At 70.0% G+C, this 14348-nt stretch carries 14 protein-coding genes; 5 read left to right on the forward strand and 9 right to left on the reverse strand.

Translation table 11 applies throughout. From position 1 onward, the window contains the following. Positions 1–7: 7 nt before the first annotated feature. From kdpB to ACFWGP_RS09705, 8 genes are all read right to left on the reverse strand, one after another. Positions 8–2251 (reverse strand): potassium-transporting ATPase subunit KdpB, encoded by a 2244-nt coding sequence (gene kdpB / locus ACFWGP_RS09670; RefSeq protein WP_376930779.1) that lies wholly within the window; start codon positions 2249–2251, stop codon positions 8–10. A 2-nt stretch (positions 2252–2253) separates the two neighbouring features. Continuing rightward, entirely contained in the window at positions 2254–3927 is a 1674-nt protein-coding gene (gene kdpA, locus ACFWGP_RS09675; protein WP_376930780.1) for a potassium-transporting ATPase subunit KdpA, read from the reverse strand. Further along, entirely contained in the window at positions 3927–4016 is a 90-nt protein-coding gene (locus ACFWGP_RS09680) for a potassium-transporting ATPase subunit F (RefSeq protein WP_122936024.1), read from the reverse strand. Before ACFWGP_RS09680 ends, kdpA begins: the two co-directional genes overlap by 1 nt. 228 nt (positions 4017–4244) lie before the next feature. Beyond that, positions 4245–4733: a GbsR/MarR family transcriptional regulator gene (locus ACFWGP_RS09685; RefSeq protein WP_376930781.1), complete on the reverse strand. Its 489-nt coding sequence runs from the start codon at positions 4731–4733 to the stop codon at positions 4245–4247. A 28-nt stretch (positions 4734–4761) separates the two neighbouring features. Beyond that, positions 4762–6384, reverse strand: coding sequence for an ABC transporter permease (locus ACFWGP_RS09690; protein ID WP_376930782.1), 1623 nt, complete (start codon positions 6382–6384; stop codon positions 4762–4764). Further along, entirely contained in the window at positions 6381–7334 is a 954-nt protein-coding gene (locus ACFWGP_RS09695; RefSeq protein ID WP_231428851.1) for an ABC transporter ATP-binding protein, read from the reverse strand. Before ACFWGP_RS09695 ends, ACFWGP_RS09690 begins: the two co-directional genes overlap by 4 nt. A gap of 152 nt (positions 7335–7486) precedes the next feature. After that, positions 7487–8155 (reverse strand): TrkA family potassium uptake protein, encoded by a 669-nt coding sequence (locus tag ACFWGP_RS09700; RefSeq protein WP_231428850.1) that lies wholly within the window; start codon positions 8153–8155, stop codon positions 7487–7489. Continuing rightward, positions 8148–9593, reverse strand: a complete 1446-nt coding sequence (locus ACFWGP_RS09705; protein ID WP_374201060.1) for a TrkH family potassium uptake protein — start codon at positions 9591–9593, stop codon at positions 8148–8150. Before ACFWGP_RS09705 ends, ACFWGP_RS09700 begins: the two co-directional genes overlap by 8 nt. 72 nt (positions 9594–9665) lie before the next feature. Between ACFWGP_RS09705 and ACFWGP_RS09710 the strand changes: the two genes are divergently transcribed. Both ACFWGP_RS09710 and ACFWGP_RS09715 read left to right on the forward strand, forming a co-directional pair. Further along, positions 9666–10094 carry a helix-turn-helix transcriptional regulator gene (locus ACFWGP_RS09710; RefSeq protein WP_231428849.1) on the forward strand — a complete coding sequence of 143 codons (429 nt, stop codon included), beginning with the start codon at positions 9666–9668 and terminating at the stop codon, positions 10092–10094. 90 nt (positions 10095–10184) lie between these two features. Beyond that, positions 10185–10682: a DUF1772 domain-containing protein gene (locus ACFWGP_RS09715; RefSeq protein ID WP_376930783.1), complete on the forward strand. Its 498-nt coding sequence runs from the start codon at positions 10185–10187 to the stop codon at positions 10680–10682. Positions 10683–10800: 118 nt separating this feature from the next. Here the strand turns inward: ACFWGP_RS09715 and ACFWGP_RS09720 are convergent, their stop codons facing one another. Next, the gene (locus ACFWGP_RS09720; protein WP_231428847.1) at positions 10801–11310 is read right to left on the reverse strand and encodes an N-acetyltransferase; all 510 of its coding nucleotides are present in this window, start codon (positions 11308–11310) and stop codon (positions 10801–10803) included. A 116-nt stretch (positions 11311–11426) separates the two neighbouring features. On the opposite strand from ACFWGP_RS09720, the gene ACFWGP_RS09725 reads away from it, so the two are divergent. The 3 genes from ACFWGP_RS09725 to ACFWGP_RS09735 all read left to right on the forward strand — a co-directional run bounded on the left by ACFWGP_RS09725 (position 11427) and on the right by ACFWGP_RS09735 (position 14341). Next, on the forward strand, positions 11427–11525 hold the full coding sequence (locus tag ACFWGP_RS09725; protein ID WP_003792170.1) for a 30S ribosomal protein bS22: 99 nt from the start codon (positions 11427–11429) through the stop codon (positions 11523–11525). A 79-nt stretch (positions 11526–11604) separates the two neighbouring features. Next, complete coding sequence (locus ACFWGP_RS09730) at positions 11605–11874, forward strand: glutaredoxin family protein (RefSeq protein ID WP_376930784.1); 270 nt, start codon at positions 11605–11607, stop codon at positions 11872–11874. A 145-nt stretch (positions 11875–12019) separates the two neighbouring features. Further along, positions 12020–14341: a sulfatase-like hydrolase/transferase gene (locus ACFWGP_RS09735; RefSeq protein ID WP_376930785.1), complete on the forward strand. Its 2322-nt coding sequence runs from the start codon at positions 12020–12022 to the stop codon at positions 14339–14341. Positions 14342–14348 lie beyond the last annotated feature (7 nt).

The raw sequence follows: 14348 nt of genomic DNA on the forward strand, positions 1-14348 counted from the left end.
TTTCGGCCTAGAAGCCCGGGATGAGGCTGATGACGAGGTCGATGAGCTTGATGCCGATGAACGGGGCGATGATGCCGCCGAGTCCGTAGACGAGCAGGTTGCGGCTGAGGATCGAGCTCGCGTCGCCGGGCCGGTACTTCACGCCGCGCAGTGCGAGCGGGATGAGGAAGACGATCACGATCGCGTTGAACACGATCGCCGACAGCACCGCCGACGCGGGGGAGTGCAGCTGCATGAGGTTGAGCGCCTCGAGTCCCGGGAACACGCCCGCGAACATCGCCGGGATGATCGCGAAGTACTTCGCGACGTCGTTCGCGATCGAGAACGTCGTGAGCGCACCGCGCGTGATGAGCAGCTGCTTGCCGATGCGCACGATGTCGATGAGCTTCGTCGGGTCGCTGTCGAGGTCGACCATGTTGCCGGCCTCCTTCGCGGCCGACGTGCCCGTGTTCATCGCGACGCCGACGTCGGCCTGCGCGAGCGCGGGAGCGTCGTTCGTGCCGTCGCCGGTCATCGCGACGAGGTTGCCGCCCTCCTGTTCGCGGCGGATCAGCGCGAGCTTGTCCTCGGGGGTGGCCTCTGCGAGGTAGTCGTCGACGCCCGCCTCGGCGGCGATGGCCTTCGCGGTCAGCGGGTTGTCGCCCGTGATCATGACGGTGCGGATGCCCATCGCGCGCAGCTCGGCGAACCGCTCGACGAGGCCGTCCTTCACGATGTCCTTGAGGTGCACGACGCCGAGCAGACGCGGTGCCGACCCCGGCTCGTGCACCGCGACGACGAGCGGGGTGCCGCCGCCGGCCGAGATCGCGTCGACGCGCCGGGCGAGTTCGCCGGCCGTCGCACGGTCGATCGGGGCGGATGCCTCGACCCAGGCCGTCACGGCCGAGCCCGCGCCCTTGCGCAGGATCGTGCCGTCGGCCAGGTCGAGCCCCGACATGCGGGTCTGCGCGGTGAACGGCACGACCTCGCCCTCGGGCGCCGCTTCGAACCGGTCCCCACGCCCACTCCACGCATCGCTGGCGCGCTGCGCGGAGCCTCGGGGCGCGGGGGCCCAGCCGCGGCTTGCGGCGAGCTCGACGATCGACGACCCCTCGGGGGTGGGGTCGGCGAGCGAGGCGAGCGCCGCCGCCCGCACGAGCTCGGCCTCGTCGATGCCGGGCATCGGCACGAACTCGCTCGCCCGGCGGTTGCCGTAGGTGATCGTGCCGGTCTTGTCGAGCAGCAGCGTGGTGACGTCGCCCGCGGCCTCGACCGCGCGGCCAGACATCGCGAGCACGTTGCGCTGCACGAGGCGGTCCATGCCGGCGATGCCGATCGCCGAGAGCAGGGCGCCGATCGTCGTCGGGATGAGGCACACGAGCAGGGCGACCAGCACGGTGATGCTGACCGGCGACGCCGCGTACGAGGCGATCGGGTTGAGCGTGAGCACGACCACGACGAACACGATCGACAGGCTCGCGAGCAGGATGTTCAGCGCGATCTCGTTCGGCGTCTTCTGCCGGGCGGCGCCCTCGACGAGGGCGATCATGCGGTCGACGAAGGTCTCGCCGGGCTTCGAGGTGATGCGCACGACGATGCGGTCGCTGAGCACCCGGGTGCCGCCCGTCACGGCAGAGCGGTCGCCGCCCGACTCGCGCACGACCGGTGCCGACTCGCCCGTGATGGCCGACTCGTCGACCGAGGCGATGCCCTGCACGATGTCGCCGTCGCCCGGGATGAGCTCGCCGGCCGAGACGACGACGAGGTCGCCGAGCCACAGGTCCGCCGACGAGACGTCGGTCGGGGCGCTGCGTTCGGCCAGGGCGTCGGACACCTCGTCGTACGCGTCGACGCGGTGTGCGATCGTCGACATGCGGGTCTTGCGCAGGGTGTCGGCCTGCGCCTTGCCCCGGCCCTCGGCGACCGCCTCGGCGACGTTCGCGAAGATCACGGTCAGCCACAGCCAGGCGGCGATCGCCCAGGTGAAGCTCGGCGGCACGGCGCTGCCGCCCGAGGTGCCCGGCCCCCCGAGGAAGGGCTCGGCGATCGCGAGCGCCGTCGTCAGCACGGCGCCGGCCTCGACGAGGAACATGACGGGGTTGCGCCACATCTGCCGCGGGTCGAGCTTGCGCAGCACGCCCGGCAGGGCGGTGACGAGCTGGCGCAGACCGAACGGGGCCTTCGGCCTCGGGTGCGGGTGCGGGTGGTGCTCTTCGGTCGCGCCGGCGGAGGCCGAGGCATCCGAACCGTGCGAGGCGGTGGTGAGCGACATGACTAGCTGAGTCCTTCTGCGAGGGGTCCGAGCGTGAGCACGGGGAAGTAGGTGAGGGCCGTGATGAGCACGGTGACGCCGACCAGCAGACCGACGAACTGCGGCTTGTAGGTCGGCAGGGTGCCGGCGGTCTCGGGCACCTTCCGCTGCGCGGCGAGCGAGCCGGCGAGCGCGAGCACGAACACGATCGGCACGAACCGGCCGAGCAGCATCGCGACGCCGAGCGCGGTGTTCAGCCACGGCGTGTTCGCGGTGAGTCCCGCGAAGGCCGAACCGTTGTTGTTCGACGCGCTCGTGAAGGCGTAGAGCACCTCGCTCATGCCGTGCACGCCGGGGTTCCAGATCGAGACGTGTTCGACGTCCTCCCGCACGCCGGGGATCGCGAAGCTCAGCGCGGTGCCCGCGAGCACGAGCGTCGGCGTCACGAGGATGTAGAGGCTCGCGAGCTTGATCTCGCGCGGGCCGATCTTCTTGCCGAGGTACTCGGGGGTGCGGCCGACGAGCAGGCCGGCGATGAACACCGCGATGACCGCGAGCACGAGCATGCCGTAGAGGCCCGAGCCGACGCCGCCGGGGGCGACCTCGCCGAGCATCATGTTGAGCATCGGCATCATGCCGCCGAGGGCGGTGAACGAGTCGTGCATCGAGTTGACGGCGCCGGTCGAGGTGAGCGTCGAGGTCGTGCCGAACAGGGTCGATCCGAAGATGCCGAAGCGCGCCTCCTTGCCCTCCATCGCGGCGCCGGCGAGCTGCGGCGCCGTGCCGTTGCCGGCCGCCTCGAGCGCGCTGAGGGTCACGAGCGAGACCACGTAGAGCGTCGCCATGACCGCGAGGATCGCGTAGCCCTGCCGGTTCGAGCCGACCATGCGGCCGAATGTGCGGGGGAGCGCGAACGGGATCGCGAGCATGAGCACGACCTCGAAGAGGTTGGTCCACGCGGTCGGGTTCTCGAACGGGTGCGCCGAGTTCGCGTTGAAGAAGCCGCCGCCGTTCGTGCCGAGGAGCTTGATGACCTCCTGGCTCGCGACGGGGCCGCCGGGCAGCTGCTGAGTGCCTCCGGCGAGGGTCGAGACCTCGGTGAACCCGTTGAAGTTCTGCACGACGCCACCGACGACGAGCACGATCGCGCCCACGATCGAGAGGGGCAGCAGCAGCCGGAACGCGCCGCGCACGAGGTCGACCCAGAAGTTGCCGATCGTCGCCGAGCCGCGTCGCGCGAAGCCGCGCACGAGGGCGACGGCGACTGCGATGCCGACGGCGGCCGAGACGAAGTTCTGCACCGCGAGGCCCGCGAGCTGCACGGTGTAGCCCATCGTCAGCTCGGGCGAGTACGACTGCCAGTTCGTGTTCGCGACGAACGACGCGGCGGTGTTGAAGGCGAGCCCCTCGGGCACGGCCGGCAGGCCGAGCGAGTACGGCAGCACGGCCTGCATGCGCTGCAGCGCGTAGACGAGCAGCAGCCCGACGAGCGAGAACGCGAGCACCCCGCGCAGGTACGCGGGCCACGACTGCTCGCCGCGGGGGTCGACCCCGATCAGGCGGTACAGGCCGCGCTCGACCTTCAGGTCGCGGTCGCTCATGTAGATGCGGGCCATGTAGTCGCCGAGCGGGCGGTACAGCAGGCCGAGGACGAGTGCGAGGGTCGCCGCCTGCGCGACGGCGAGGAGGGCCGCCATCAGAAGCGCTCGGGTTTCACGAGTGCGACCACGAGGTAGACGACGGCGGCGACGCCCAGCGCGGCGGCGAGGAGCTCGAACACGATCACAGCTTCTCGACCCCCTTGGCGATGAGGCCGACGACCACGAACACGGCCAGGATGCCGAGGAGGTAGACGATGTCGAGCACGGAGACTCCAGGGTTCGGGATCCGCCCCGCTCACGCGGCGGCGGGCAGCGCCCCTGCGCTGCACCCCCGATGCAACACCGCCCGGGATGCCTCGCGGCCGATCCTCACGGACCCCTAACGCCCGCCCCGCGCGGTGCCTACGCCCTGCTTACTCGACCGGGGCCGAAGCGGACGCGGCGCGCAGCGCCTCCCATTCGGTGAGGAGCTCGGGCATCTTGCCCTCGATGAAGCGGAAGAACGCGACCATCTCGCCCGTGCGCCGGGCACCGGCGGAATCGGGGTCGCCGATCGCGTCGATCGCCTGCGCGGCGGTCTCGGCGAAGGTGCCGTAGACCGAGTTCTTGCCGGCGAGCGCCGTGTACCACGCGTCGTCGAAGATCTCCCAGCGCTCGCGTCGGCTGCCCGGATGCGGCATCCGGTGGATGATGCCGAGGGAGCGCAGGTACCTGACCGCGCCGGAGATCGCGGCGGCGCTCACGCCGAGCGACTCGCCGAGTTCGGCGGCGGTGAGCCCGCCCTCGTCGGCGACGAGGAGCGCCATCAGCACGCGCGCCGGCATCTTCGGGAAGCCGGCGGCCGTGAGCACGGCGGCCGATTGCTCGACCGCCGTGCTCAGTGCCTGCTCGTCGCGTGCCATCCTTCGATTCTTCCAGTCCAAGGTCGGGTCAGGCGCCCGAGGCGAGCTCGCGCCGCCGCATCGACACGACCGCGAGCGCCGCGGCGACGAGTCCGATCGCGATCATCCAGAACCCGCCCGACCAGTCGATGTCGTCGCCGGTCGGCACCGGCGAGTGGGTGAACGGCGAGAGGTCGACCATCCAGTCGGGTGCGCCGAGCAGCGGACCGAAGACGCCGACGATCGCGGCGACGCCGACGATGGACCAGCCGAGGCCGATCGTCCACCGCGGCAGCAGCGCGAACACGAGCAGGGTCAGGCCGAGGAAGACGAGCGAGACCGGCAGCTGCGCGAGGGCGGCCTGCGAGATGAGCGGCACCAGGTCCGACGGGGTGTTCGACGCACCGGAACCGGCGAGCCCGCCGAGCCAGGCCGCGGCGAGCACGACCACGATCACGATCACGCCGACGAGCCAGTACTCGAGCAGCCATCGCATGCGCGGCACCGGCGTCGCGAGCACCTGTTCGGCGGTGCCGTGCGCCTCCTCCTGGCGGGCGCGGATCGCGACCTGCACGGCGCAGCACGCGGCGAGGATGCCGATGATGCTGAAGAACATCGCGATGAACGCCTGCTCGAGCGTCGCCCCGCCGCCGAGGGCGGCCTGCAGGGTGTCGACGACCTGCGGGACGTCGCCGCTGACTTCGTCGATGAGCCCCGACAGCGAGCTCGCGGTGAGCCCGGCGACGGCCGCGCCGACGGCCCACGCGATGAGCGTCGAGACGTTGAGCCGCCAGGCGAGCCCGAACGAGCTCGACAGGGCCCAGCTCGCCGACGCGCGCCCCTTGCGGCCGGGCAGCAGGCTCGCGCCCTGGTCGCGCACCGACTGCAGCGCGAACACGATCGCGACGAGCACCACCGAGACGCCGAGCGCGAGCAGGAGCGGCCACAGCTCGTTCTCGACGAACGCGCCCGTCGCCTGCCCCCAGCCGATGGGCGAGAGCCAGCTCGGCCAGGCCGGGGTGACGTGCAGCAGGTCGTCGGACGGCGTGCCGGCGGCATCCCCGATGCCGCGCAGCAGGTACGCCCCCACGACGACCGCGACGCCCGCGCCGTTCGCCCCGCGCGACGTGCGGAACAGCTGGGCGGCGAACAGCCCGATCGCGACGAACGCGATGCCCGTCGCTGCCATCGCCGCGCCCGTCACCCACGAGCCCTCGGCTTCGAGCCCCGCGCCGATCAACGCGAGTGCGACGACGACGCCGAGCACGAGATTGGCGACCACGCCGTGGATGAGCGTCGCGACGGTCGGCTTCACCCGGCCGGCAGGGGTCGCGGCGATGAGCTCGGCTCGACCCTGCTCCTCTTCCGCGCGGGTGTGCCGGGTGACGAGGAAGGTGCTCATGAGCCCGCCCATGAGGGCGAGCCAGGCGAACAGCTCGAAGAAGCTGAAGGCGCCGAGATCGGTACCGTTCGGCGTGCCGCGGAACACGAGGATCGTGCGGCTCGCGGTCGCGAGCTGCAGGATCTGCGTGCGCTCCGCCTCGTCGCCGTAGGTGTCGAGCACGGCGGCGATCGAGCCGTAGGCGAGCACGCCGATGCCGATGATCCAGAGGGCGAGCTGCAGGCGGTCGCGGCGCAGTCGCTGCCTGAGCAGCGTGCCGAGGGTGCTCATGCCAGCGCCTCCTCCGAGACATCCGTGCGCTCGCGGAGTTCGTCGCCGTAGTGGCGCAGGAAGAGCTCTTCGAGCGACGGCGGCGAGACGGTCAGGCCGTGCACGTCGAGGCGGGCGAGCTCGGGCAGCACCGAGGTCACCCGGTCGCTGTCGACCGTGAAGCTCACCCGCCCGTGATCGATGAGGAGGTCGTGCGCGTCGGGGATGCGGTCGACCTCGGCGGCGAGGGTCGCGGGGTCGACGCCGTCGGCCGCGAACGCGATCTCGGTGCGGGTGAGGTGGCGCAGCTCTGCGAGCGTGCCCGACTCGACGGTCTTGCCCGCACGGATGATGCTCACCCGGTCGCAGAGCTCCTCGACCTCGGAGAGGATGTGGCTCGAGAGCAGCACGGTCGCGCCCTCGGCGGAGACGCGCGCGATCTCGCGGTTGAACACCTGCTCCATGAGCGGGTCGAGGCCGCTCGTCGGCTCGTCGAGGATGTACAGCTCGGCCGATGTCGCGAACGCGGCGATGAGGGCGACCTTCTGCCGGTTGCCCTTCGAGTAGGCGCGGCCCTTCTTGCGCGGGTCGAAGTCGAACACCTCGAGCAGGCGCTGCTTGCGGGCGGCGTAGCCGGCCTTGTCGTGCGTGCCGCCGCGGAGGCGGGCGAGCAGGTCGATCGCCTCGCCGCCTGTGAGGTTCGGCCAGAGGCTGACGTCGCCCGGCACGTACGCGACGCGCCGGTGCAGCTCGCCGGCGTGCTTCCACGGGTCCTGCCCGAAGAGCGCGGCCGAGCCGCCCGACGCCCGGGCGAGGCCGAGGATGATGCGGATGGTGGTGGACTTGCCTGCGCCGTTCGGGCCGAGGAATCCGTGCACTTCGCCGGCGTCGACCTGGAGGTCGAGACCGTCGAGCGCGACGGTGCGGCCGAATCGCTTCTCGAGGCCGCTGGCGCTGATCACTGTCGTCATGAGCGCGATGCTACGCCTGATTCACAAATTTGTGAATCTCCCTAACGGAACACTAACGGGAGGGTTCCCGGTCGGCCGAGGAGGCGCGAAGCGCCGTATCGAGACCACCGCCCTGTCGCCGCGCGGTCCCACTCCGAGGCATCCGCCCCCGCCTACTCGAGCGCCGCGAACTTCTCGATGTCGCCCTCGGTGCCCGACACGATGATCAGGTCGTGGTTCGACACGACCGTGTTCTCGGTCGCGTACGTGAACGGCTTGCCCGGGCTCTTCACGCCGACCACCGTCACGCGGTACTTCGAGCGCACGCCCGACTCGGTGAGGTTCTTGCCGCGGATCGGCTTCGGCGGGTACATCTTCACGAGCGCGAAGTCGTCGTCGAACTCGATGAAGTCGAGCATGCGGCCCGACACGAGGTGGGCGGTGCGCTCGCCGGCCTCGCGCTCGGGGTAGATGACGTGGTTCGCGCCGATGCGCTGCAGGATCTTGCCGTGCGACGCCGAGATCGCCTTCGCCCAGATCTGGGGGATCTTGAGGTCGACGAGGTTCGCGGTGATGAGCACGGACGCCTCGATCGACGACCCGACCGCGCAGACGGCGATCGAGAAGTCCTGCGCGCCGATCTGCTTGAGGGCGTCGATCGACTTCGCGTCGGCGACCACGGCGTGGGTGACCCGCTCCGACCACTTCTGCACGAGGTTCTCGTCGGTGTCGACGGCGAGCACCTCGCGGCCGAGCCGGTCGAGCTGGCCGGCGGTGGCGGCGCCGAACCGGCCGAGGCCGATCACGAGCACCGGGGCGTCGTGCCTGATCTTGTCAACCAACGATGGGCCTCTCTTCCGGTCGTTTGAACAGTTGGCGGCGCTGGCTCGCGGCGAGTGCCGCGGCGAGGGTCACGGTGCCGACACGGCCCATGAACATCGTCGCGGCCATGACGTAGACGCCTTCGGGCGGCAGGTCGGCGGTGAGCCCCGTCGACAGGCCGCACGTCGCGAACGCGGAGATGACGTCGAAGAGCACGTTCTCGAACGGCGCCTTCGTGATCTGCAGGATCGCGATCGACGCGACCGCCACGATCGTGGCGCCCCACAGCACGACGCTCACCGACAGGCGCAGCATGTCGCGGGGGATGCGCCGGCCGAACGCCTCCATCGAGGGGGCGCCGCGCGCCTCGGCGAAGGCGGCGAGGAACAGCACGGCGAGCGTCGTCACCTTGATGCCGCCCGCGGTCGACGCCGAGCCGCCGCCGATGAACATGAGCATGCTGCTGACGAGCTGGCTCGACCCGTACAGGTCGTGCATGTCGATCGTCGCGAAGCCGCCCGACCGCGTCATCATCGACATGAAGAGGGACTGGAAGATCGTCGGCCCCGCGTCGAGGTGACCGTACGTCTTCGGGTTGGCGTGCTCGAGCAGCAGGAACATCGCCGCGCCGGCGACGAGGAGGATCGTCGTCGTGGTGAGGGTGAGCTTGACGTGCACGCTCCACTTGCGCGGGGTGCGCCAGGCGCGGGCGAGCGCGAAGATCACCGGGAAGCCGAGCGCGCCGAGGAACACCCCGAGCATGAGCATCGTCTGCATCCAGTAGTCGTCGACGAAGGGCTCGAGCCCGCCGGGGTTTGGCGAGAAGCCCGTGTTCGTGAACGCCATCGCCGAGTAGTAGAGGCTGTACCAGATCGAATGCCAGCCGTCGTAGCCCGCCGCGAGCATGCTCGGCAGCAGCGCGACGGCGATGACGCCCTCGATGACCAACGCGCTGACCGCGACGGTGAAGAGCAGTCCGCCGACCTCGCCGAGTCGCACCGCCTGCCGCTCGGCGACCGGGCCGACGTGGATGCGCGACGGGTTGGTGTCGCTCGCGGCCATCAGCTTCGCCCGCAGCCCGAGCCGGCGCGAGATCACGAAGCCGAGCGTCGTCGCGAGCGTCAGCACGCCGACACCGCCGATGTTGACGCCGATGTAGACGAGCGCGTGGCCGAACGGCGACCAGTAGGTCGCCATGTCGACCGTCGCGAGGCCGGTCACGCAGATGACCGAGACGGCCGTGAAGAGCGCATCGTAGAGCGGCGCCGAGGATGCCTCGCCGGCACGCGCGATCGGCAGTGAGAAGAGCACCGTGAACAGCAGGATGAGCGCCGCGAACACGACGATCGCGAAGCGCGACGGCGAGCTCTTCATGAACGCGTCGACGCCGTCGCGAAGACGCCCGAGCCACGAACGCCGGTCGACTCGACCGAGGCGGCTCACCCGCTGTGCGCGCATCGACCCCCCTCGTCAGCCCTACCCGGCGCGAGTGTCATGGTACTCCCCGCCCCGAATGACTACCCTTGGGGCATGGCTGACATCTTCGACGTCGTGGCGGACGCGACCAGGCGAGACATCCTCGCCGTGCTGCTCGAGCGCGAGACGACGGTGCCGCAGTCCGGCGGGGAGATCAGCGTCTCCGAGATCGTCGCCGCGCTCGGCACGAGCCAGCCCACGGTCTCGAAGCACCTCAAGGTGCTGCGCGAGTCGGGCCTCGTCGCGGTGCGCGAAGAGGGCCAGCACCGGTACTACCGCCTCGACCGCGCGCCGCTCGAGACGATCGAAGACTGGCTCATTCCGTTCACGGCATCCGATGCCGCGGCCGATGCCGCGACCCTGGCCGGCGCCGACTCGCACGAGGTGGCGCTGAACGACGATCAGCTCGCCTTCGCCTCGAAGATCGGCAAGGCGTTCGCCGAGACCGCGCACCAGGTCACCGCCGTCGTCAAGCGCAAGTAGCCGTAGCCTCCCGACCCCGGCGGTCGTGCAACGTGCGCCGGCGCGCGTCGCAAGGCCCGGGATTCGGGCAACTTCCGCCAGACTGTCCCGATGAGCATCGTCGCCACCGTCCTCATCGTCGTCGGCATCGTCGGCACCGGAACCGTCTCGGGCGTCTTCTTCGCATTCTCGGGATTCGTCGTGCAGGGGCTCGATCGACTGCCGCCCGCCGACGCCGCCCGGGCGATGCGCGAGATCAACGTGACCGCGCCGCGCCCGCCGCTCATGCTCGCGCTCTTCGGCACGGGGCTCGTGCTCGTGGTGCTCGTCGTGCTCGGGTTCGTCGGCCAGCTCGCCGACACGACGTGGTGGGTGACCGCGGCTGCAATCGTCTATGTCGTCGGTGCGGTCGGCGTCACCGCGGGCGCGAACGTTCCGCGAAACAACCGCCTGGCCGCCGTTCCCGAGGCGGATGCCGCAGCTCTCGCCGCGGCCTGGCACGAGTTTCGCGCGGCGTGGCTCGCCTGGAACCACGTGCGCTGGCTCGCCTCCGCCGCCGCGTGCGCGGGCCTCGTCGTTCCCCTCGTCGTTCCCCTCGTCGCCCCCTAGGTCCGTCCCGGCCCCGCCCACGCCCCCCCACACGATCGAGTCGCCAAAAGACGCTCTTCGGCGAGCGCTGAGGAGCACTTTTCGGCGACTCGCCGGCTGAGGATGGGCGTGCTCGGCGTCAGCGGAGCGGCTTGATCATCTCGAGCTCGAGGCCGCCGGGGGCGAGCTCGTACGGGCGGTCGCGGCCGGTGAACGTGAAGCCGAGCTTCTCGTAGAAGCGGATGGCCCGCGCGTTCGTCTCGTGCACCTCGAGCCGCAGGGTGTCGGCGAAGCCGAGCGCCCACCGCTCGACCGATTCGAGCAGCGCCCGCGAGACGCCCGCGGCGTCGCCGCGGTACCCGGGAGCGACGTAGACGCCGACGAGCATAGGCCCGGTCGCGGCATCCGGAATGTAGCCGGCCATCGTGCCCACCCACCTGGCTCCGTCGATCGCGACCCGCACCGCCTGGTCGGTGTGCTCGCCGCGTGCCGCGCGCAGCCGCCACCCCGCCTCGTCGACGTCGAGCGCGTGCTCGAGCGTCTCGCCGTACGCGATCGGGAAGTCGCGCAGCATCTCGAGGCGCAGTGCGCGCACCGCCTGCCAGTCGTCGGCGGTCGTCGAACGGATCACGAAGTCGGGGCTGTGCATCACTCGACGGTAGCGCGTGAACGAGAACGCTTCGGGAATCGGCTAGACTACTCCGAGGCTTTCTGCCTTCGGCTGCGGCACGCGCGGCCGGCACGATCTTTCTCTGTGAGGTTCTGATGGGTTCCGTCATCAAGAAGCGTCGCAAGCGCATGGCGAAGAAGAAGCACCGCAAGCTTCTTCGCAAGACGCGCCACCAGCGTCGCAACAAGAAGTAGTCGCTCGCGACTGCAGCTGAGCGTCGAGCCCTTCGGGGTTCGGCGCTTTTCGCTGTCTTCGGCGACGTACGATCGAGCCATGGCCCGAGACATCCACCTCACCCTCATCGGCAAGCCCGGCTGCCACCTCTGCGACGACGCGCGCGAGGTCGTGCAGGCGGTCATGGCCGAGTTCGAGAAGGATGCCTCGCGCAACGTGGCCCTCGACGAGCAGTCGATCCTCGACGACGAGGCGCTGCGCAACCGGTACGCGGAGGAGATCCCGGTGCTGCTCATCGACGGCGAGGTGCACGACTACTGGCGCGTCGACCCCGTGCGGTTGAAGACGGCGATCTGCGCGAAGGCCTGAGCGCACCCAGATCGCGGGGCGCCGTGTTGAGCGTGCCTCATCACTCCGAGTCCGCCGCGATTCTGTGGCGCACCGTGGTGCCCGTGGCTAGGGTGACGAGCGGGGGGCACGGGTCTGCTCCCCACCGTTCGGAGGGGAGCACGTCGTGGCACGAGAATTCAGGGGCAGGATCGAACTCGACATCCGGGACTCGACACCCGACTGGGAGGCGTACGAGGAGCAGAAGGCGCCAGACGGTGCCCCGAACGTCCTCGTCATCCTGTTCGACGACACCGGCCTCGCGGCGTGGTCGCCGTACGGCGGTCGCATCGAGATGCCGACGCTCGACCGGCTGGCGGCGAACGGGCTGACCTACTCGCAGTGGCACACGACCGCACTGTGCTCGCCCACGAGGTCGAGCTTCCTCACCGGGCGGACCCATCACCAGAATGCCTTCGCGACCATCTCCGAATCAGCGGTCGGGTTCCCCGGCTACAACGGCCACATCCCGAAGTCGAACGCGTCGATCGCGCGCATCCTCCGCGACGCCGGATGGTCGACGTTCTGGGTCGGCAAGAACCACAACGTGCCGGTCAACGCGATCTCGAGCGGCTCGAACCGCAGCGAGTGGCCGCTCGGCCATGGCTTCGACCGGTTCTACGGCTTCATCGGTGGCGAGACGAACCAGTGGTACCCCGACCTCGCGGTCGACAACCACTACATCGACCAGCCCTATCCGCCCGAAGAGGGCTACCACCTCTCGAGGGACCTCGCCGACCAGGCGATCCGGATGCTCCGCGACACGAAGCAGTCCGACCCCGACAAGCCGTGGTACCTGTGGTTCTGCCCCGGCGCGAACCACGCGCCGCACCACGCGCCCCAGGAGTACATCGACAAGTACAAGGGCAAGTTCGACGACGGGTACGAGGCGTACCGCGAGTGGGTGCTGCCGCGCATGGTCGAGCGCGGCATCCTGCCCGAGGGCACCGAGCTCACCGAGCTCAACCCGATGACCGAGGGCACCTTCTCGCCCGGTGATTCCGTGCGTCCGTGGAGCGAGCTCAGCGACGCCGAGAAGGCGCTCTTCTCGCGCACTGCCGAGGTGTACGCCGGGTTCTCCGAGTACACCGACGCCCAGATCGGCCGGGTCATCGACCACCTCGAGCAGTCGGGCCAGCTCGAGAACACGCTCATCATCTACGCCGCCGACAACGGCGCCTCCGGTGAGGGAAGCCCGAACGGATCGATCAACGAGAACCTGTTCTTCAACGGCTACCCCGAGGACATCGAGCAGAACCTCTCCATGATCGACAAGCTCGGCGGACCCGAGGCCTACAACCACTATCCGACCGGTTGGGCGGCCGCGTTCTCCACCCCGTTCCGCATGTTCAAGCGCTACTCGTACGCGGGCGGCTCCGCCGACCCCCTGGTCATCAGCTGGCCCGCACGCATCGCCGCCAAAGGCGAGGTGCGCAGCCAGTACCACCACTGCATCGACATCGTTCCGACGATCCTCGAGGCATGCGGCGTCGAGGCCCCCGCGGTCGTCGACGGGGTCGAGCAGACGCCGATGCCCGGCGTCGCGATGAACTACTCCTTCGATGCCCCCGACACGCCGACCGCGAAGGAGACGCAGTACTACGAGATGCTCGGCACCCGCGGGATCTGGCACAAGGGGTGGAAGGCGGTCGCCGAGCACGGTCCCATCCCGATCGGCCTCGGGCACTTCGACGAGGACCGCTGGCAGCTGTTCCACGTCGACGAGGATCGTGCCGAGGCGCACGACCTCGCCGGGCAGTACCCCGAGAAGCTCGAGGAGCTGAAGGCGCTCTGGCTGTCGGAGGCGAAGAAGTACGACGTGCTGCCGCTGAACGACCTCGGTGTCGCCGACTTGATCGAGCACGAGTACCACCGCCCGGTGCCGGTCGACGGCCGGTACACCTACTACCCGGGCACCACCGAGGTGCAGGAGCAGCTCGCCGCCCGCACCCAGCAGGTGTCGTTCAAGATCATCGCCGACGTCGATCTCACCGGCGAGACCGAAGGCGTGATCGTCGCGCAGGGGTCGCGGTTCGGCGGGTACAGCCTCTACGCGCAGGACGGCAAGCTGTCGTTCGTGTACAACTTCCTCGGGATTCCGCCCGAGCAGCGCCTCTCGACCGATCTGCCCGCGGCAGGCCGGCACCTCGTCGGCGTCGGGTTCGAGAAGCAGGGCAACGGCGAGCACGGCGAGGCGCTCGGGGAGCTGACGCTCTACGTCGACGACCAGGCCGTCGGCTCACGACAGATCCGCACCCAGCTCGGTCGGTACGCACTGACCGGCGAGGGCCTGAGCGTCGGCTACGACTCGGGCGACACCGTCACCGCGTCGTACCCGAACCGGTTCGAATTCACGGGCGGCACGATCCACGAGGTCGTGTACGACGTGGCCGACGATCACTACATCGATGTCGAGAAGGAATTCGCGGCGAAGCTCGCGAGCGACTGAGCGGCCC

It is taken from the genome of Agromyces sp. NPDC127015 (assembly GCF_042725165.1).
Classification (GTDB): domain Bacteria; phylum Actinomycetota; class Actinomycetes; order Actinomycetales; family Microbacteriaceae; genus Agromyces; species Agromyces chromiiresistens.

Excerpts from the sequence above, each read along its gene's own strand:
- ACFWGP_RS09695 (WP_231428851.1), bottom strand. The coding sequence starts at position 7,334 with ATGACGACAGTGATCAGCGCCAGCGGCCTCGAGAAGCGATTCGGCCGC.
- ACFWGP_RS09705 (WP_374201060.1), bottom strand. The coding sequence starts at position 9,593 with ATGCGCGCACAGCGGGTGAGCCGCCTCGGTCGAGTCGACCGGCGTTCG.
- ACFWGP_RS09730 (WP_376930784.1), top strand. The coding sequence starts at position 11,605 with ATGGCCCGAGACATCCACCTCACCCTCATCGGCAAGCCCGGCTGCCAC.
- ACFWGP_RS09725 (WP_003792170.1), top strand. The coding sequence starts at position 11,427 with ATGGGTTCCGTCATCAAGAAGCGTCGCAAGCGCATGGCGAAGAAGAAG.
- kdpA (WP_376930780.1), bottom strand. The coding sequence starts at position 3,927 with ATGGCGGCCCTCCTCGCCGTCGCGCAGGCGGCGACCCTCGCACTCGTC.
- ACFWGP_RS09710 (WP_231428849.1), top strand. The coding sequence starts at position 9,666 with ATGGCTGACATCTTCGACGTCGTGGCGGACGCGACCAGGCGAGACATC.
- kdpB (WP_376930779.1), bottom strand. The coding sequence starts at position 2,251 with ATGTCGCTCACCACCGCCTCGCACGGTTCGGATGCCTCGGCCTCCGCC.
- ACFWGP_RS09685 (WP_376930781.1), bottom strand. The coding sequence starts at position 4,733 with ATGGCACGCGACGAGCAGGCACTGAGCACGGCGGTCGAGCAATCGGCC.
- ACFWGP_RS09715 (WP_376930783.1), top strand. The coding sequence starts at position 10,185 with ATGAGCATCGTCGCCACCGTCCTCATCGTCGTCGGCATCGTCGGCACC.
- ACFWGP_RS09690 (WP_376930782.1), bottom strand. The coding sequence starts at position 6,384 with ATGAGCACCCTCGGCACGCTGCTCAGGCAGCGACTGCGCCGCGACCGC.
- ACFWGP_RS09720 (WP_231428847.1), bottom strand. The coding sequence starts at position 11,310 with ATGCACAGCCCCGACTTCGTGATCCGTTCGACGACCGCCGACGACTGG.